Annotated in this window: 18 protein-coding genes; 9 read left to right on the forward strand and 9 right to left on the reverse strand. The window is 56.5% G+C overall.

Features of this window, described 5'->3' with window-relative positions:
• The coding region (locus tag NTW95_00210; GenBank protein MCX6555849.1) for a hypothetical protein at window positions 1-285 on the reverse strand (285 nt) is incomplete at its 3' end.
• Window positions 286-687: 402 nt separating this feature from the next.
• Between NTW95_00210 and NTW95_00215 the strand changes: the two genes are divergently transcribed.
• From NTW95_00215 to NTW95_00225, 3 genes are all read left to right on the forward strand, one after another.
• Window positions 688-1,638 (forward strand): OmpA family protein, encoded by a 951-nt coding sequence (locus tag NTW95_00215; GenBank protein MCX6555850.1) that lies wholly within the window; start codon window positions 688-690, stop codon window positions 1,636-1,638.
• 43 nt (window positions 1,639-1,681) lie between these two features.
• Window positions 1,682-2,191 carry a hypothetical protein gene (locus NTW95_00220; GenBank protein ID MCX6555851.1) on the forward strand — a complete coding sequence of 170 codons (510 nt, stop codon included), beginning with the start codon at window positions 1,682-1,684 and terminating at the stop codon, window positions 2,189-2,191.
• 219 nt (window positions 2,192-2,410) lie between these two features.
• On the forward strand, window positions 2,411-2,557 hold the full coding sequence (locus NTW95_00225) for a hypothetical protein (protein MCX6555852.1): 147 nt from the start codon (window positions 2,411-2,413) through the stop codon (window positions 2,555-2,557).
• A gap of 127 nt (window positions 2,558-2,684) precedes the next feature.
• On the opposite strand, the gene NTW95_00230 is transcribed toward NTW95_00225, so the two are convergent.
• From NTW95_00230 to NTW95_00240, 3 genes are all read right to left on the reverse strand, one after another.
• Window positions 2,685-3,104, reverse strand: a complete 420-nt coding sequence (locus NTW95_00230) for a hypothetical protein (GenBank protein MCX6555853.1) — start codon at window positions 3,102-3,104, stop codon at window positions 2,685-2,687.
• Between the two features lie 286 nt (window positions 3,105-3,390).
• Window positions 3,391-4,320: an amidohydrolase family protein gene (locus NTW95_00235; GenBank protein MCX6555854.1), complete on the reverse strand. Its 930-nt coding sequence runs from the start codon at window positions 4,318-4,320 to the stop codon at window positions 3,391-3,393.
• Between the two features lie 359 nt (window positions 4,321-4,679).
• Window positions 4,680-5,255: a hypothetical protein gene (locus tag NTW95_00240; protein MCX6555855.1), complete on the reverse strand. Its 576-nt coding sequence runs from the start codon at window positions 5,253-5,255 to the stop codon at window positions 4,680-4,682.
• A 493-nt stretch (window positions 5,256-5,748) separates the two neighbouring features.
• Here NTW95_00240 and NTW95_00245 point away from each other — a divergent pair, with 493 nt between their 5' ends.
• Together NTW95_00245 and NTW95_00250 are read left to right on the forward strand one after the other, a co-directional pair.
• Window positions 5,749-6,063: a pyridoxamine 5'-phosphate oxidase family protein gene (locus tag NTW95_00245; GenBank protein MCX6555856.1), complete on the forward strand. Its 315-nt coding sequence runs from the start codon at window positions 5,749-5,751 to the stop codon at window positions 6,061-6,063.
• 34 nt (window positions 6,064-6,097) lie between these two features.
• Window positions 6,098-6,451 (forward strand): hypothetical protein, encoded by a 354-nt coding sequence (locus tag NTW95_00250; GenBank protein ID MCX6555857.1) that lies wholly within the window; start codon window positions 6,098-6,100, stop codon window positions 6,449-6,451.
• 58 nt (window positions 6,452-6,509) lie between these two features.
• On the opposite strand, the gene NTW95_00255 is transcribed toward NTW95_00250, so the two are convergent.
• On the reverse strand, window positions 6,510-8,849 hold the full coding sequence (locus tag NTW95_00255) for a DNA internalization-related competence protein ComEC/Rec2 (protein MCX6555858.1): 2,340 nt from the start codon (window positions 8,847-8,849) through the stop codon (window positions 6,510-6,512).
• 338 nt (window positions 8,850-9,187) lie between these two features.
• On the opposite strand from NTW95_00255, the gene NTW95_00260 reads away from it, so the two are divergent.
• The 4 genes from NTW95_00260 to NTW95_00275 all read left to right on the forward strand — a co-directional run bounded on the left by NTW95_00260 (window position 9,188) and on the right by NTW95_00275 (window position 14,062).
• Window positions 9,188-11,152 carry an alkaline phosphatase family protein gene (locus NTW95_00260; GenBank protein MCX6555859.1) on the forward strand — a complete coding sequence of 655 codons (1,965 nt, stop codon included), beginning with the start codon at window positions 9,188-9,190 and terminating at the stop codon, window positions 11,150-11,152.
• A gap of 9 nt (window positions 11,153-11,161) precedes the next feature.
• Window positions 11,162-11,350 (forward strand): hypothetical protein, encoded by a 189-nt coding sequence (locus NTW95_00265; protein MCX6555860.1) that lies wholly within the window; start codon window positions 11,162-11,164, stop codon window positions 11,348-11,350.
• Window positions 11,351-12,172 (forward strand): hypothetical protein, encoded by an 822-nt coding sequence (locus tag NTW95_00270; protein ID MCX6555861.1) that lies wholly within the window; start codon window positions 11,351-11,353, stop codon window positions 12,170-12,172. It abuts the gene before it with no gap.
• Between the two features lie 69 nt (window positions 12,173-12,241).
• Window positions 12,242-14,062, forward strand: a complete 1,821-nt coding sequence (locus NTW95_00275; GenBank protein ID MCX6555862.1) for a M20/M25/M40 family metallo-hydrolase — start codon at window positions 12,242-12,244, stop codon at window positions 14,060-14,062.
• A 1-nt stretch (window position 14,063) separates the two neighbouring features.
• On the opposite strand, the gene NTW95_00280 is transcribed toward NTW95_00275, so the two are convergent.
• From NTW95_00280 to NTW95_00295, 4 genes are all read right to left on the reverse strand, one after another.
• Window positions 14,064-14,630 carry an isoprenylcysteine carboxylmethyltransferase family protein gene (locus tag NTW95_00280; protein ID MCX6555863.1) on the reverse strand — a complete coding sequence of 189 codons (567 nt, stop codon included), beginning with the start codon at window positions 14,628-14,630 and terminating at the stop codon, window positions 14,064-14,066.
• Between the two features lie 11 nt (window positions 14,631-14,641).
• Window positions 14,642-15,388, reverse strand: a complete 747-nt coding sequence (locus NTW95_00285; protein MCX6555864.1) for a LytTR family DNA-binding domain-containing protein — start codon at window positions 15,386-15,388, stop codon at window positions 14,642-14,644.
• The gene (locus NTW95_00290; protein ID MCX6555865.1) at window positions 15,385-16,434 is read right to left on the reverse strand and encodes a histidine kinase; all 1,050 of its coding nucleotides are present in this window, start codon (window positions 16,432-16,434) and stop codon (window positions 15,385-15,387) included. The genes NTW95_00285 and NTW95_00290 overlap by 4 nt, the downstream gene beginning before the upstream one ends.
• Window positions 16,435-16,496: 62 nt before the next feature.
• Window positions 16,497-17,165: hypothetical protein (locus NTW95_00295; GenBank protein ID MCX6555866.1), on the reverse strand; the 669-nt coding region annotated here is incomplete at its 5' end.

Here is a 17,165-nt window from a genome sequence, read left to right on the forward strand (position 1 = left end):
GAAAAAGGGACCATAATCCTGGGAGCATTGGCTGCCCAGGCCCTGCAGGATCTTGACGCGGGTGGCGTCGTCGAGGTTCTCCTCCATAATGGCCAGCAACTTGGCAAAGCGTTCGCGGGCGCCTTCAAGCTGCTGTTTCAGCAGCTCAGGATCAACAGGGACTGCCGCCGCCGGCACGGTCGTGTCCGCGTCTGCGGCCCTGGCCGCCAGCGGAGCCAGCAAGCCCAGCACGCCGCAGCCGCAAATGCCGGCGCCGCACGTCTTGAAAAAGTCATTCCGTTTCATTTCGCACTCCTTATTTATAGCGTTTAATAATCCGCTGCCAAAATCGTCTTGCTTCGTGAATGATACGGCGATTTTCAGTTGGCGGTTATCGGGAAACCGCACAATTCGCAAAAATCATGTGAATTCCTGATCCCAGGCTTCCGACTTGCCCGCCGCACTCACTTTGACCGAAGTAGACGGATCAAGCCTCTTCTGCATATTGAAAAAATCAAGGCTGGCAGGCTAGTGTCAATTCAAGACCTGCCCCTCATGCTTTTAACATCAACTGTAATAATGAAAGACCTGACTCCAATGCTTTTCAATGCTTTTCCAGACAGCCAGCGCCAACATCCCTGTTTCCGGCGCGCGATGCCGGCGAATATCTGCTATAATAAAAATGGAAATTACCGAAAAGGAGATCGCATGATGAAAAATCTATTGATCATAGTTTGCCTGCTGTTTCCGCTTTCATCGGCTCTGCCGGCTGATGACGCCAACTTTGGCAAAAAAGACCCGGGCTTGCTCAATTTAAAAGGGTCGATCTATTTTCTGCCCGCAGAAACGTACGAAATGCCTGCCGATATAGAAACGCAAAAGCCGCAGGGGGTCATCTACGCGGAGAAACTGGACATCCCGGTCCGCGATTTTTCGGAAGGCTTTCCGGGCGTGACGGATCGTTTCGAGTGGTTCGGCCTGATCTATACCGGCGTATTCGAGATCAGCAAAGCCGGCGTGTATAAATGGCGCATCGAATCCGATGACGGCAGCCGGCTATGGGTCGACGGCAAGGAGATCATCAATAACGACGGCGGTCATCCGATGCAGTCCGGCGAGGCGGAGCAGGAATTAAGCCAGGGCCGGCACGCCATAAAGGTCTGGTATTTCCAGGGACCGGCCACCGAGGTCGGCCTGCAGCTTTTCATCACCGTACCGGGCGCGGAAAGCGAAAAGATATTTTCCCTGGCCGATTTTTCCGCAGGCGTTTCCGGCGCCTTTAAAAACGTGAACGCCAAGGCCACCAAGGAAGGCATCCGCATCCAGTTGGACGCCCAGGTCCTGTTTGATACGAACAAATACGACCTCAAACCGGCCGCCGCGCAAACCATTAAAGACCTGGTGCAAATTATCGCCACCTATCCGGGCTGCCTGGTCCGGGTGGAAGGCCATACCGACAATGTGGGCAGCGATGAAGCCAATCAGGCGTTGTCGGAAAACCGCGCCCGCTCGGTCATGGAAGCCCTGAAAAAGGCCGGGGTTCCCGCCGGCGTCCGTTTCGAGGCAGTCGGCTTCGGTAAAAGCCAGCCGGCAGCCGACAACAACAGCGAAAAAGGCAGGGCCCTGAACCGCCGCGTGGAAATGCTGATCGTTCAGTAACAATGAAGAAAGAGCTTGGCGAGGGGAACGCGGGAGGCAGGAAATGAGAAATAGAGAACTAACCATGAGCATTGGGATTATGGTTTGGATAACGGCGCTGGCTCTTTATCCGGCCGGCAAGATCTATAAGCCCGACATGAACAACTGCGCCGGGTTCACGGATGCGGACGCCGCCGAAGTCATGAATGTGCCCGCCTCGGCCATTACGGCCAGGACGGAAAAAATGCATGACGGGCTCTGGATGTGCACGTTCAGCTCCGCCAGGAAAGCGCTGCGCTTGAGCATCGCCCTGGCCAAGAGCGCCGCGGATGCCGCCATCGACATGGAGCGCTACCGCGAGAGCCTGGAGCTCGAGGCCGGGACCGCGGCGTTCAAGGGCAGGCTGCCCCACGGCGCCTGGAGCGAGATTTTGCCGCTGGGGGAGGAATCCGCCTGGACCGACATCACCCGCACCCTCACCGTCCGCCAGGGCAACCTGACCATCCAGGTGCAGAGGCCCACGAACAAGCTCGAGCAGATCAAGGCGGTCCGGGCATTCTTGAAGAAACTCTAAGCTGCGGATGGAAGGGATAAGGTAAAAGTAAAAAGTTAAAAGGAAAAAGTAAGAAAAGGTAATTAGGGGTTTGATTCAGCAAACCCGGCAATTTCCGGATGCAGGACCGGCTGGGCAAATGGTCGCCATGGCCGCCCGCGAAAATGTTTGGCGCGAATATACGTATTAGAAATCTGGGATTGGCTGAAAAGCATTCCCCGTCAGGCGAAGGAGGCATTCATGGAAGCGAAACAGAGCTGCCGTCGTTTTCTGGAACACTGCCTGCAGTTCGGAGGAGCCTGCTGCGCTCTTCTGGCTTGGAACCGGCGCCTGCCGGCGGAAGAGAGCCCTGAAAAGAAGCCCATCGATTTGAAGCAGCTGGCCTAGATTGAGCCCGGCCCGGCCGCGCTCGCGACGACAAGGTGCTTTTATTGCACTTCAAATCTTCAATGGATAAAAACGAGACATGCCTCCAATGGTTCTCCGAAAAAAGATCTAGTTCTTGGTAGTCGAATCAGATTTCCTGAGCCATAAGCGTGACATAAACGGTTGTTAACGGCTGATCGGTCGTGTTCGTCAGGATCACATCAAACAGAACCGGTGCTACTACAGGCACGCTCACGATAAATCCTGTCCGGCCCTGGGCGCCCGTCCAGATGAATTCTCTTTCATTTACGGTCTCTTCAAACCAAACAGTGCTGTCTGCCAAAATTCCCCCGCAATGAAGCCCGGTGATTGGCGTAATGAAGAGCACCCTGACGGACAGTCCCCCGACGGACATTGCATCGCGACCGACATGGATGTGAAGACGGTCGTACTTCTTGACATCCAGACCAGGCATCAGTCGTTTTTCACTGTGAGCGGGAATCGTGGCGTTCTGCAGAAGCACCTTGGTTAGCGTAGGCGTTTCTGTGGCAATTACTGGGTTCGGCATTTTATCCTCCTCGCGGTGACAGGTGTTTTTTCTTCCTCTGTCTCCTCAACGAAATATCTCCCTCTCCTGAATACAGTTATGAACAATAAAATAGATATTTCAATTTTATTTTTTTTGTGTCACATAATTCATTACTCTTAAAAATTCAAATTCCCCTGATGCAAAATGCCTATAAAACAATAATAAAAAGTTTGAAATCAAATTCTATGCAAAAAATAACACGGATTTCCCTATTGTACATTTTTCATGATGAAAGGTCTTCATGCCTCTCTATAGAAGACCGTCCCTATTTTTCCTCCCCCTTCTCCTTCAACCTTAGGAAGCGTACGGCATTGTTGTAAAAAATGTCCCGCTTTTGTTCCTTGGAGAGGAACTGAGCAGATTCAATTCCCTCGATGGCCATGCCGATCGCTTCCGGCCACACCATCTGGTCGGATCCGAACATGATTCGTTTTCCCAGTCCCGCACGGATCAAGCCCCTGAGATACTCATGGAATTCTTCCCGTGGGATGATCCAATTAATAGTTGCCAGATCAGCATACACTTGCGGATAGATAGCCATAATTGCCTTTGTTTCTTCTAAGTACGGCCAACCCCCGTGCATGATATAGAGTCGTAGCTTTGGATGTCTGATCAGCACTTCTTCAAGAAGAACGGGATTGCCGTAGGTTACACGGAATTTGGGACAACAGGTATAGGGCGTTCCCTCTGGCCCCAAGCCCGTATGAATTCCGACGGGGATATCCAGTTCTTCGGCAAGATTTAGGTATGGTTCGAATAGGGGATCGGCCAGACTGAGTCCAACATGTTGGGCTACGAGTTCTCCCAGCACTCCCAGTTGCCCGGCCATAAAATGCTGCCGCAATCGTTCCAAATCGGGAAGCGAAGTCACTTCATCGAAATACACCCCAGCGATTATGCGTTTTGGCTCTGCGGACTTCCAGCGCAATACAATCTCCAGTGGCCCGCTGGCCACGGCTTTGACGATATTGTACCGGCGCATTTCCTTCAGCGTCGCCAGCATGAGTTCCTCGTCACTCGTCGCCGCGGACGGTTTTCCCGTCACCGGATTAGGCACGCTCACTTCGCCCATATACTCTGCCGGATACGCATGCATGTGCATGTCGATGATGGGAAGGCTTTTGCTCGTATCCTCCTGTGTGGACAGCAAACAGATGGCCCCCATAAGCCCAAAGACGATGCACAGTAGTTTCATGATCTTCCTCCCCCCAATCAAACTCTGCAAATAGATGACGTTGACCGCATCTCTCCAAAAGTCGAATGCATTATAAAAGCAAATTGCTTCAATAGCAATTTTCCGCCAATCTCAGCAGGGACAGAGCCTGCTTTTTTATATAAGTTATCATTTTTTCATTTTTGAAACAGTTCAACAGTTAACCTTGACAGAAGGTTGATCCAATTTGTCACAAAAAAAATAGCGACGAAATCTTTTTTTATTCATTAATTGCCAATTACAAATTTACAAGCACCGTCCCCAAAATCCCCGCTGAGTTGAGTATAAAGTAAGGTCTGGATGATTCATTTTAAATTACCGTCCCCGGGATTTCCTCTCCGTTATCTGGGAAACAGTTTCGCTTGCGCCGTTGGGATCGGTTTTGCCAGGGGGCTCGCCATGCTGCGCTCTGCCGTCCAGTTCCATGTATCGCCTTCGTCGACCAAGGTGCCGGCCATCGTATTCTTGCCGGTGAATTGACCGCTGCACTGTATTTCTGGATAGAGCGTGAACGTCATGGTGACATTCTTGCCGTCGACGGTATAGGGGCCGAAATGGGCTTGAACATCCATGGACTGAAAATTTCCGCTGGCCTTGGTTCCTGTAAAAACGATGGTGAAGTTTTCGGTGTCCGACCCATTGTGGAATACGAAATCCCAGCCTCCGGTGATATCGTAGTTGGTCTTGAAGACCACCAGGATCAGGACAACGGCCACGGCGACCGCGCCCGCGCCGATGAGCACGTAGGGCAGGATGCTTTTTTTTGCCACCGGGGCATTCTTATGGCCTGCGGTTTCGACAAAGTTCGGCCCTTGTTCGGCGCTCGCCGCGGTCACCGGCATGGCGGAAAGCTGCAGCAACCATATGAATGCCAAAGCCTCGAACAATGCGATCCATTTTTTTTGTTTTTTGATCATAATCGACAACCCTCCATATTATACGGATATATTTATATGATCTTGTTTTCCGATTGTCAACCCAAGGTGCGCTTCCAGGTCCAATATCGATAAAAGTGATATGATTTACAACGCATATCCAATCAATTCAACCGGGATTACCTAATTTTATCGGCTGATTACGCGTATGGTTTTTGTGCAATGCAAGAAGAAGCATTAAACACGATGCTCTCCACTTATCACAGCTGAGTTTTGCACAAAATTCTGTGCTAAACGTTTGCCTGGTTTGATTTATCAGGTTAAAAAACGATCATTTTACCGATTTTCCTGAGTTGTAAAACTGGGATTTTTTAAATATGCGGCACTGACGGTTGCTGACGAAAACCTGGTTTAGCTCCGGTAGCAGGTATCGATTGCAGACATTCGGGCCGGAATGCCCCCCGATTGATTCCCCATTGCATTGCAGCTACAATATTCTTTCAACGCTCGCGGACAAATGAAGGAGAAATCCAAAATGGAAACCTATCACCAGCTGCGCAGGAAAGAACAAGAGATTAAAGACCAGGCCGAGCTGAAGGCGATACTGGCAAAAACACAGTATGTGACCGTCGCCATGTGCCGCAACGACGAGCCCTACCTCGTTACCCTCAGCCACGGCTACGACGAAAAGCAAAACGCCATTTATTTTCATTGCGCCTTTGCGGGGAAAAAGATCGATATCCTCAAGGCCAACAACCGCGTCTGGGGCCAGGCGTTCCACGACCGCGGCTACATGAAAGGGAGTTGCGACCACCTGTTTTCCAGCGTCCAGTTTTCCGGCCGTTTTTGAGCGGCAAACGATCGGAGAAAGCGGTCGAGTCGACATGATCTCCAAGATGAAAAGGGTCAGCAACGAGGAGAAAAAATCGCTGGCCCTCTGGGCGGCCGATCGCGCCGAGAAAGTTCTCGCCAATTTCGAGGAGTATTGCCCGGAAGACGACCGCCCGCAAAAAGCCATCGCGGCGGCCCGGGCCTGGGCTCGCGGCGGGATGAAAATGATCGAGGCGCGCCGATGCGCCGTGGCCGCCCATGCCGCGGCGCGCCAGGCCACGGTGCCCGCGGCCGTCGCCGCCGCCCGTTCGGCCGGGCACGCGGCCGCGACGGCCCATGCCGGCGGCCACGCCAAGGCCGCCGCATCTTATGCCGTCAAATCAAAGGCGTTGAGAGCCGAGGGCTGAAGCGGGTGGCGGTCGAATAGAGCCGAAGCGCAACGCCCATTTGTTTGAATAGTGCCAATTACTTCGAAACCACAATTTCCAAACCTGCAGTCATGGGAGCAATCATGATGCCGCCGGCGCGGGCGGTGCTCAGCCAGCGGATGTCTCGTTGTTTGAGGCGTTCGATGACCTCGGGGTGGGGAAAACCGTAGGAACTGTAGGCCGGAACGGAGATCACAGCCAGCTGCGGTCGGATCAGGTCAAGGAAGGGGGCGCTGGAAGAAGTTCTGGAACCGTGGTGGGGGATTTTTTGGACCGCAGCAGCGAGCCCTGACCCGAAAGTCGTGGCTAGTTCGGCTTCAACATCCTTTTCGATATCGCCGCAGAAGAGGAACGCAGCACGGCTATCTGTGACGCGTAAGACCATGGAGTGGTTGTTCTCGGCCGCATCCGCCTCAATGAAATGGGGAGGAGACAAACAAGCGATCGAGCAGCCAGCGATATTTTTAACGAAGCCGCGCTGAATTTTTTTGACTGCTGTTTTGTCTGGTTTACTCGCCAGCAATTGCCGGTAATACTCGTCTTTAGCGAGCGAAGCCGACAGCCACAACTCCTCGGGAGCGAGGATGGCGATAATCTCGGCCATGCCGCGGGCGTGGTCTGGGTGGCAGTGGCTCACGGCCGCCCAGCGGACGCGGATCCTTTTCTGGACAAGGAAAGGGAGGACGATGCGCCGGCCGACCTGGAAGTCGGAATAGCTGGAGCCGCCGCCATCGATGAGCAGGGCGTCGCCGGCGCCTGGGAAAACGATTACTTCGGAGTCGCCGTGGCCGACATCGAGGAAAAAGACCTCCAGCCGCCCCGGGCGATAGGGCCGCACCGGCAGGGCGATGACAAGGAGCATGCCGGCCAGCACGACGGCGGCAACGCTGCGCCAGAAAATTTTCAGCCTGGCGAGCGAGACAAGATAGAAAAGGATCCCGATCGCTGCCAGCAGCCAAAGCGGCGGCGAGGGGCGGAAGATGTTCCAGGCCAGATGACCGTAGAACCAGCGGCTGATAGAGAAAAAAATGTCCAGCAAAACCGCAGCCAGCGCCATGGCCGGCGCGGCAACTCCAAGAGGGGCCAAGAACAGCAGCAGGGCGGCGCAGACGGTAATCGCCCCGGCCAGTGGCACCAGCAGGAGACCGCTGAAAATCGAGGCCAGGGCAAAGCGCTGAAAAAAGTAAAGGGAAAGAGGGAGTGCCAGCAGCGTGGCCGACGCATTCGCGGTCAGCAGCTCGGCCGCGTAGCGCGGCAGCTTTTTCAGCAACGGGAGAAAGATCCGCCGCCCGGACAATAGGGCCGCGGTCAGGGCGAAGGTCAGAACATAGCCGGGATCGAGGAACTGGGCCGGGTTGAACGCCAGCAGCAGCAAACCGCAAAAAGAGACGACGTTGGACAGTTGGACGTCCAGGAAATAAGCCCGAGCGAAGAACAACAGCAAGCCCATCAGCACCGCCCGCTGGGCCGAGATATCGAACCCCGACAGCGCCAGGAAAAGGACCAGCAGCAGCGAGGTGGCGAGGTAGCGGGGCTTGGTCGGGACGCGGAGCCAGCGGCAGAGGAGCAGGGAGACCAGGGCCAGCATGCCGATGTTGGCCCCGGAGATGGCCAGCAGATGGAAGACGCCGCTGCCTATCAGCTCCTCCTGGGTGGATGCCTCAAGCCGGCCGCGGTCGCCGAGCACGGTGGCCTCGAGAAAAACTCCCGCCGGCAGCAGGAGCCCCTGGCGCTGAAAACGCCGTTCGACCGCCCGGCGGACGCTCTCGCGCCAGGCGCCGATCATCCGCCAAAAGAGGTTCGTTTGGGCGGTCAGTCGCAGCAGCTGCGTTGACTTGCAGTAGCCGCTCACGGCGAGCTTGTTGACCAGCAGGTACTTCTCGAAGGGGTTGGGAAAAAAATTCGTGTTCAGGCGCTGGGGCTGAAGCCGCGCCGCCGCCTCGATTTTATCGCCGCGGTTGAAGCCCCGGCAATCGCCCCGGCACTGGATAACGACGTTCATCGTCCGCTCGAGCCGATGGCCCGGCCATTGGAAGGAGCGCGCCCGCAGCAGCAGCTGCGACGATTCGTTGCCGATTTCCGGGTAGGCCAGCAGGGTGCCGCGGATGGTGATGTATTCGCCCGGTGGAAAGCGGACATCCCGGTCGTCGTCAAAAACATCCTTCTGTTTTAAAAAAGCGTTGCAAAACAGCAGGGCCAGGGCCAGGACCACGGTAACATAAGCCGTTTTGTATTTTTTAAAATAAAACAGGACTAGGTACGCGACAAAAGCGACCAGCGCCAGCGGTTTAAAAATAAAAGGGTTGACCGCCGCGGCGTCGACCCAAAAAAGGGCGGCCAGGACAGCGAGGAAAACCGGGGTGAAAATGTCGCGCATGGGAAATCATATTCAAATAAAACCAAATAAAGCAATCTGCATTTTTGTTACAATGTGGAATTTTTTCACTTTTTCAAAACACATGACATGTGAACCTACGGAGCGTTTGGGCACCTTCCCCGGCGAGGGGAAACGCTGGCCGCCTCGGTCGTGAACGACACTGTTTGAGCCCCGGTTTGCCGGGGCGAGTTGTCGTTCAAGTTTCACTGAGCCGCGGAAAGGTCAAACGCGGAGGGGTGAACAAGTCATGTGTTTTGTAAAACTCGATGGTCGCTCCCGTTGCGGTTGAATTTTGCGGCCGGCTGGGGTATGATTGTCCTTAAAAACCAAGGAAAATAATGAAACGCAGGGACTTCATCAGGAGCAGCGCCGCCACGCTGGCCGTGGCGCCGTTCATGAACTTCGCTCACGAGAGCCCCCTGGCCAAGAAAATGCTGGTGCTCGGTTTCGACGGCATGGACCCGGGCATCGTCAGCCGCCTGATGGGCCAGGGGCAGCTGCCCAACATGCAGCGCCTGGCCGAGCAGGGCGTATTCACCATGATGCGCACCACCTGCCCGCCGCAGAGCCCGGTAGCCTGGGGCAGCTTCATCAGCGGCGCCGATCCCGGCGTTTTCGGCATCTTCGACTTCCTGCACCGCAACCCCGAGAACTACACGCCGGTATTTTCCCAGAGCGAGACCCTGCCCTCGCACATGCTGGTCAGCCTCGGCAAGTACCGCATCCCGCTCAAGCCCGGCAAGGTCGTCCTGCGGCGCGAAGGGCGGGCTTTCTGGGATTACCTGGAGGAGCGCGGCATCGAGGCCACCATCGTCAAGGTACCGACCAACTACCCCCCCTCAGCCAGCAGCCAACGCACGCTGTCGGGCATGGGCACGCCCGACATCCAGGGCACCTACGGCATCTACTCGCTCTACACCTCCGACGAGAACGAATCGCAGAAAATCATCCCGGCCAGCAACATCTATTACGCCTACATCGATGAGAACGGGGTCATGGAGGGGCAGATCGAGGGGCCGAACAACGACCTGCTCAGGGAGAGCGCCAGGGTGACTCTTCCCTTCAAGGTCTATGTGGACAACGCGCACCGGACGGCGCGCATCGACATCCAGGGCCGGGAGATCCTCATCGCCGAGAAGGAGTATTCCGACTGGGTGGAGCTCAAGTTCCCCCTGATCGACTCCATTGCCAGCATCGGCGGCATGGTTAAATTCTACCTGCTGGAGATAGGGGAAAAATTCCGCCTCTACATCTCGCCCATCCACATCAACCCGCGCGACCCCGCCGTGCCCATCAGCACCCCGGCCGGCTACAGCCGCGAACTGGCCGACAAAACCGGGCTATTCCACACCATCGGCCTGCCGGCCGACACCAAGGCCCTGAGCACCGGCACCTTCTCCATGGAAAACTACATCGCCCAGTCGCTGTCGGTTTTCCAGGAAAGCTGCCGCCTCTTCGACTACGAACTGCAGCGCTTCTGCGAGCGCAGGCAGGGGCTGCTGTTCTTCTATTTCTCCTCACTCGACCAGGGGCAGCACATGTTCTGGGCCCTGAACGACAAGGAACACCCCTACTACCATCCGGAGGAAAGCCGGAAATTCGGCTACATCACCGACGAGATGTACCGCAAGTTCGACCGCGTTCTGGGCAGGGCGCTGCAAGTCATCGGCCGCGGCATCCCGGTCCTGGTCATGTCCGACCACGGCTTCGGCCCCTTCCGCCGCAGCGTCAACATCAACGCCTGGCTGGCCAAGGAAGGCTACCTGCGGCTGAACACCGGCGAGCTGAACGAGGCTTCCATTTTCGACACCGCCGTCTGGGCCGATTCCAAGGCCTACGCCCTGGGCTTGAACGGGCTTTACCTGAACCTCAAAGGAAGGGAGAACCAGGGCCGGGTCGACGCCAACGAGCGGCGCCGGTTGCTGGAAGAGATCAAGGGCAAGCTGGAGGCGCTGCGCGACCCCAAGAACAACGAGTCGGTCGTCAGCTGCGCCTACATCGCCGAGGACACATTTTCCAAAGACTTCATCCAGCGCGCCCCCGACATCATCCTGGGTTTTGACCGCGGCTACCGCATCAGCGACCAATCGGCGCTGGGCTCGCTCAGCCGCGAGGTGGTCAGCGACAACATGAACTGGTGGTCGGGAGACCATTGCGTCGATCCCAGGAAAGTCCCGGCCTCGTTCATCTCCAGCTTCAAGATCCAGAAGCCCGTGCCCGACATGATCGACGTGGCCCCCACCATTCTGAAGTATTTCGGCATCGCCACCCCGGCCCAGATGACCGGGAAAGCCATCATATAGGAGAAAACCATGGCAAGCAAAGTCAAACTGAGCAAGGAAGCCGATCAAAAAGCCGAGGCCATCATCGCCTTTCACGGCTACTCCTCTCTCGACGAGCTGGTGGAGGACCTGATCAACAAGGAATACGAAAAGATCAAGAGCGGCGACAACAAGGAAGAGCTGGCCAGCAAGCTGAGCGGCCTGGGCTACATTTCCTGAATGGCGCAAAAGGTCAACTATTTCCTGACCAGGGCTTTCGACCTGCTGCTGGCCCCGTTCGCCAAGCTCCCCCCTTTCTGGGGCATCCTCTTTCTCAGCCTGCTGACCTCGCTGTTCGTCCTGGCCGTCTATAAGCTTGTGTCCAACCCGGCCAAGGTCAGAGAGACCAAGAATTTGATCAAGGCCCACATCCTGGCCATCCGCCTGTACCGCGACTTCTGGCGGACCATCCTCGCCTCGTTTTTCAAGAGCCTGTATTACACCGGCAAGTACTTCGCGCTGAACCTGCTGCCGCTGCTGCTGGTGCTCCCTTTGATGTTCCTGCTGTTCGTGCAGATGGACATCCGCTACGGCATGCGCCCCTTCCGGGCCGGCGAGAGTTTCACGGTAAAAGCCCGTTTCAGCGGCCCCATCGACGCGGTGGAAGCCGTTGTCGAGCCCAGCGATCACTACCAAACGACGATGAACCCGGTCCACATCCCCGCCTTGCGTGAGATCGACTGGAAGCTGAGGGTGGGTCAAAACGGCTCCGGCGATATTGCCATTACGGTGAACGGGAACACGGTCCGGAAAAACCTGCTGACCGGCGCGGGCCAGCCGGCGCTGTCCAACAAAAGAATGTCCGCCTCCGGCTGGGGACATTTCATCTATCCGGTTGAAAAACTGCTGGCGCCGGCGCCGGCATTGGAATACATTTCCCTGCAATACCCGGCCCGCAGCATCTCCTTTCTCGTCCTGCGCACCCATTGGCTGGTCTATTACCTCGTCCTGACCATGATCATCGCCCTGGCCTTGAAAAAAAAGTTCGGGGTGGAGTTCTAAATCCCTTTTGCGGGGATTGCAGATAACTATTTCGGGAGCGATTTCGTAAAATCGCCTTCAGGAGGATCGATGAAAAAACTCATTCTCGCTTTAATGGTCGGACTGCTTCTGGTGCAGCTTCACGGCGCCCAGGAACAGAAGGAAGCCAAGCCCGATTTGCTCAAGAACCTGCAAACCGTTGAAAAGATAGAACCGGTCCCGGCCAAGGCGCAGGTCGGCTTCGACAGCATCAGCGCCAAGGGGATGATGGCCATGCTGGCGTTCATCTCCTCGGACAACCTGGAGGGGCGGGAGATCGGCAGCCGCGGCTATGATACAGCGGCCGAATATGCGCAGTCGCTCTTTTCCATCTGGGGCCTTGAACCCGGCGGCGACATGGTCAAAGCCGCTCCCGGTTCCGGCCACCAGATGGGCGCCGCCCAAAGCGTTGGGCCGGCAGCCTCCGCCAAATCGGCGCGGGGATTCCTGCAGGAGTTCGAGCTCAAGGAAGCGCTCGAATCGACCGCCGGCGTCAGCCTGCAAACCGTCCGGCCCAACCAGGCCCAACGCAACCAGGCGTTCACGCCCGGGGTGGACTTCATCTTCAGCTCCAACCTGCCGCTGGAGATCAATGCCCCGCTGGTCTTCGCCGGCTACGGCATCAGCGAAAAGAGCATCGCCTACGACGACCTGGCCGCTATCGACGTCAGGGACAAGATCGTCATGATCCTATCGGAGGCTCCGGGCAAGGAGGACAGCGCCTCACCTTTCCAGAAAAAGGAGCTCAAGGAAAAATATTTCCCGGCCATGCCCAGCCGCCGGGGTGGCCCCGATTTTACCAAGGCCGCCGAGATCATCAAGCGCGGCGCCCTGGCCGTCCTGATCGTGAAGAATTCCCTAGCCGAGGGCGGCGATGTCTTTCGCGACATCCTGGCCGAGAGACAGGTCCACGACGACAAGCCCATCCTGCCCGACAACCGCAAGCGGCTGCTGCTCCCCGGCAGCAAGGCGCTGCCCTGGGAAGGCCGCACCGTCATCCGCGTCTCGCGCGACATGGCCAATGCCATCCTGGCCACCGCCAATGAAACGGTCGACAGCCTGCAAAAAAAGATCGTTGCCAAGTACAAGCCGCATTCCATCGTACTGCCCGGCGGCAGCCTGCAGATCAGCAACGTCGTGCGCTTCCAATTGATCAAGAGCGCCAACGTCGTCGCCTTCATCGAGGGCAGCGACCCGCAGTTGAAAAACCAGGCCGTGGTCATCGGCGGCCACCTCGACCATCTGGGCCGCCGCGGCGAGTACATCTACAACGGCGCCGAGGACAACGGCTCGGGCGCCTGCGGCGTCCTGGCCATCGCCCGCGCCCTGGCCCTCAACCCGGAAAAGCCCAAGCGCAGCGTGGTCTTCTGCCTCTGGACCGGAGAGGAGGAGGGATTGTTCGGTTCACGCTATTACGTGGAGCACCCGCTGGTTTCCCTGGACAACACCGTAGCCTACCTTAACCTCGATATGATCGCCCTGCCATGGAGCGAAGCCGGGCTGCGCCAGATGATGCGCATGATGAACATGAATGAAGGCGAGGCGCTGCTGAAAAAGGTCAAGCCGGAGAACTTCCTGCCCCTCTCCTACGCCTTCGGGGCGGCGGACCTGAGAAATGCCATGAGCGAAGCCAACCGCTATGTCGGCTTCGACATTCTCTACCGCGAAGCGCCCAAGACCCTGGACCGCATGATGGGCGGCAGCGACCACGCCTCGTTCGCCATGGCCGGCAAACCCTGGGTCGGATTCATGAGCGGGATGGGCAACGACTACCACACGCCGGCCGACAGCCTGGAAAAATTCAACGGCGAGACCATGGCCAAAGTCAGCCGCCTGATCTACCTGACGGCGTTCCTGCTCGCGGACAAATAAACTACCAGACCAACGGGATCAGCTTTTTTGCCCGCGCGCTGTAGTCTGAATATTTTCCCCCGAATTGGGCAAGCAGCACGGCTTCTTCAATTCTGATCCTGGCGAGAAACGCCAGAAGAATGGGCGGAAATATGATGATGAATGCCAGCCAGTTGGCGAAAAAGACCGCCAGGCCAAAGAAAGAAAGCAGGCTGCCGCTGTAGGCTGGATGGCGAAGGAAACGGTATACTCCCCGGTCAACAATCTCATGATTCTCACGAATCGCCACGTCCACAGTGAAATAGCGCCGCAAGGTGAGAATGGCGCTCCAGCGCAGGACCAACCCAGACATGACCAAACCCAATCCCGCGTATGCCGATGCCGGGAAGGCGGCGCGCACAAAACCCGGCCCCCGTAAGGCAACGGCGATGCCGATCGCGATGCTGAGGCAGATCGTAACCCACAGAAACCGGAGCGACGATTTATCCTTTGCCTTGTCCGTCCCGGTCGAACGCAGGAGAAGGGCCAGAACGATTTCGGATGCCACCCATGCCGCCGAGACCATGCGAAATAGGATCGATATGGACATGACCTCCTCCTTTAAAACCCCAGGCGGGATTTGACCCCGGCCAGGAAAGAGCGGCCGACGCGCAGGGTAGTCGCCTTGTCATCGCCGAGGACAATCTGGAAATCGCCGATCAGGCTGCGTTTCAATTTACGCACCTGGCCGATGGCCACGATGGTGCTCTTGTGGATGCGCATAAAGCGTTCGGGGTCAAGGTGGTTTTCCAGCCCTTTCAACGTGGCGTCATAGAAAAAACGCCGGTTGGCCGTATACAGAAAAACGTATTTATCCTCAGCCAGGAAAAAAAATACTTCGTCCTCCGGCACCAGTAAGATCTCTTCGTCGTGCTTGACCGCGAAGTGATGAAGATATTGCTTGGGCAGCAGCCGGCGCTGCAGCTCCGCAAGCAGGTTCTCGTCCATGAAGCGGCCGCGCTGCCGCACCCGTTCAAGGGCTTGCTCCAGCCGTTCAACGGTAAACGGCTTGAGCAGGTAATCGAGGGCGTTGGCCTCAAAAGCCTGCACGGCGTACTGGTCATAAGCGGTGATGAAAATCACCAGCGGCCGATGATGCAGGCGCTGCAACACCTCCAGGCCGGAAAAGCCCGGCATTTCAATATCGAGCAGAACCAGTTCCGGCCGCAGCCGGCCGATGATTTCCACGGCCTGGGCTCCATCCCCGGCTTCGCCCGCCACCAGCACTTCGGGAAAATTGGCCAGGAGGTCTTTCAAGCGCGCCCGGGCATGGGGTTCATCCTCGACAATCACAGTGCGCAGAATCATGGCAGCTTCAATTCCACCAAGGTCCCGCCGCCGTTGGCGGTGCGAATGGAAAAGCTGTGCTTGCCTGGGTAGATGATTCTCAGTCGCTCCTCAATGCTGGCCAGGCCGAATCCCGAGCCGGACCCCGGGCCCGAAAAACCCATGCCGTCGTCTTTGATACTAATGCTGAGCCGCTCGTCGCAGCGTTCCACCGTCACCACGATCGTGCCACCGCCGACTTTGGGAGCGATACCATGAATTACAGCATTTTCCACCAGAGGCTGCAACAGCAGCGGCGGCAAGGGCCATTCGCGCAATTCGGGCGGGGAGTTGACAATGTAATGCAGCCGCTTGCCAAGGCGGATCTGCTCCACGTTCAAATAGGACTCCAACAGATCGATCTCATCGCCCACGGTGCCCCACTCGCGCTCTACGTCGTGTAGTACGCGCCGATAGATATGCGCCAGGTTATGGACCATGGTTTCCACCTGCTGCGGCTCCTTGTAGACCAGGTCGAGGATGGCGTTGAGGCTATTGAACAGGAAGTGGGGATTCAGCTTGGCCTTCAGTACGGCCAGCTGGGTGCGCAACTGCAGGTGGCGCAGCTCTTCATATTCCCGTTCGCGCCGTTCCAACCGGTATTTCAACCGCTGGTAGAAAGCAACGAGAAATACCACGATCGCCGAGACGGTGAAGTTCATCAGCATCATATAGAGGTGCCAGAGGCTGACAAAGGGAATCAACTCTCGGTGCAGGATCGAAATGACAATCCGCATCCCGATCTCGGTGGCCAACAGGATAGAGAGGAACAGGACGGCGATCGATTTGATGATGAACCGGATGTCCCAGTTGCGGGTCTTCAGCCAGTCAATGCGGAACAAATGGAAAAAAAATATGCAGCTTATACCGTTCAGATTGCTGAAAATCAGCGAGATGGCCAGCGTGAGGAAAAAATGGCCGGTGCCACCATAAATGTAAATAATCAGCGCCATTGACAGGGCCATGCCCTGAAAGAGCAAAAAATAGTGAAGCAGCTCAAGCCAGAAATTATTTGCTGGATTTCTCATCTTAGGCCTGCTCAGTATTGTAGCGAAAAAAAACTCTCATGGGAAGGGGGTTAGCAGCACTCTTACCATGACACTTGCAGCCCCAGCTGCAGCATGGAGGCATAAAAGGAGTCGCCGTATTCGCTGCCCTTTTTTCCGGAAAAATAGATCGGGCGGAGATAGATAGAAACGCCGTCGGCCAGCGGCAACGAAGCTTCGGCCAGGGCCAAAAAACTGCCATCGGCCAGATTGACAAAAGCCAGGGCAAAAAGGTTGACGTTTTTCAACGCTTTCCACAAACGGGCGAAAAAGTAATCACGCATCACACCGCGCGAGCCGCTTTGCAGAAACTCCAGGTCGGCGTTGAGGTTCATGGCCGCCAGCGGCTCGGGCAGCAGGGCCAGACTGGCAGCGAAATGACCGCCCAGGCGGCGGTAGTCCTGGCGGGAAATCCCCCAGTCGGCGTGGTAATACTCGGCAATCAGGTTCACCCCCTTGACCGTGATATTGGCCCCCAGCAGGACTTCAGGGTAAAAGCGGTCCTCGGGTTGGAACAATGGCCATTCGGGGAATATTTCGCTTCCGTCCGGCACGGTAAAAGCGCGGTGACTGAAAACCGGCGAGCGCCGATGCATCATAAATTCACCATGGATCTCTACGTTCTTGCCCAGAGTAGTGGCGACGTCCAGTCCGAATTCGAGCCGGCGATACTCTGGGTAGTAAAGGATGGCGTAAAGATCCAGGCGCCAGAC

It is taken from the genome of Candidatus Aminicenantes bacterium (assembly GCA_026393795.1).
In the GTDB taxonomy this organism is placed as follows: Bacteria; Acidobacteriota; Aminicenantia; order UBA2199; family UBA2199; genus UBA2199.

Bases quoted from the DNA above. Each gene is read 5' to 3' on its own strand.
- NTW95_00215 (MCX6555850.1), top strand. From the start codon at position 688: ATGATGAAAAATCTATTGATCATAGTTTGCCTGCTGTTTCCGCTTTCA.
- NTW95_00220 (MCX6555851.1), top strand. From the start codon at position 1,682: ATGAGAAATAGAGAACTAACCATGAGCATTGGGATTATGGTTTGGATA.
- NTW95_00225 (MCX6555852.1), top strand. From the start codon at position 2,411: ATGGAAGCGAAACAGAGCTGCCGTCGTTTTCTGGAACACTGCCTGCAG.
- NTW95_00230 (MCX6555853.1), bottom strand. From the start codon at position 3,104: ATGCCGAACCCAGTAATTGCCACAGAAACGCCTACGCTAACCAAGGTG.
- NTW95_00235 (MCX6555854.1), bottom strand. From the start codon at position 4,320: ATGAAACTACTGTGCATCGTCTTTGGGCTTATGGGGGCCATCTGTTTG.
- NTW95_00240 (MCX6555855.1), bottom strand. From the start codon at position 5,255: ATGATCAAAAAACAAAAAAAATGGATCGCATTGTTCGAGGCTTTGGCA.
- NTW95_00245 (MCX6555856.1), top strand. From the start codon at position 5,749: ATGGAAACCTATCACCAGCTGCGCAGGAAAGAACAAGAGATTAAAGAC.
- NTW95_00250 (MCX6555857.1), top strand. From the start codon at position 6,098: ATGATCTCCAAGATGAAAAGGGTCAGCAACGAGGAGAAAAAATCGCTG.
- NTW95_00255 (MCX6555858.1), bottom strand. From the start codon at position 8,849: ATGCGCGACATTTTCACCCCGGTTTTCCTCGCTGTCCTGGCCGCCCTT.
- NTW95_00260 (MCX6555859.1), top strand. From the start codon at position 9,188: ATGAAACGCAGGGACTTCATCAGGAGCAGCGCCGCCACGCTGGCCGTG.
- NTW95_00265 (MCX6555860.1), top strand. From the start codon at position 11,162: ATGGCAAGCAAAGTCAAACTGAGCAAGGAAGCCGATCAAAAAGCCGAG.
- NTW95_00270 (MCX6555861.1), top strand. From the start codon at position 11,351: ATGGCGCAAAAGGTCAACTATTTCCTGACCAGGGCTTTCGACCTGCTG.
- NTW95_00275 (MCX6555862.1), top strand. From the start codon at position 12,242: ATGAAAAAACTCATTCTCGCTTTAATGGTCGGACTGCTTCTGGTGCAG.
- NTW95_00280 (MCX6555863.1), bottom strand. From the start codon at position 14,630: ATGTCCATATCGATCCTATTTCGCATGGTCTCGGCGGCATGGGTGGCA.
- NTW95_00285 (MCX6555864.1), bottom strand. From the start codon at position 15,388: ATGATTCTGCGCACTGTGATTGTCGAGGATGAACCCCATGCCCGGGCG.
- NTW95_00290 (MCX6555865.1), bottom strand. From the start codon at position 16,434: ATGAGAAATCCAGCAAATAATTTCTGGCTTGAGCTGCTTCACTATTTT.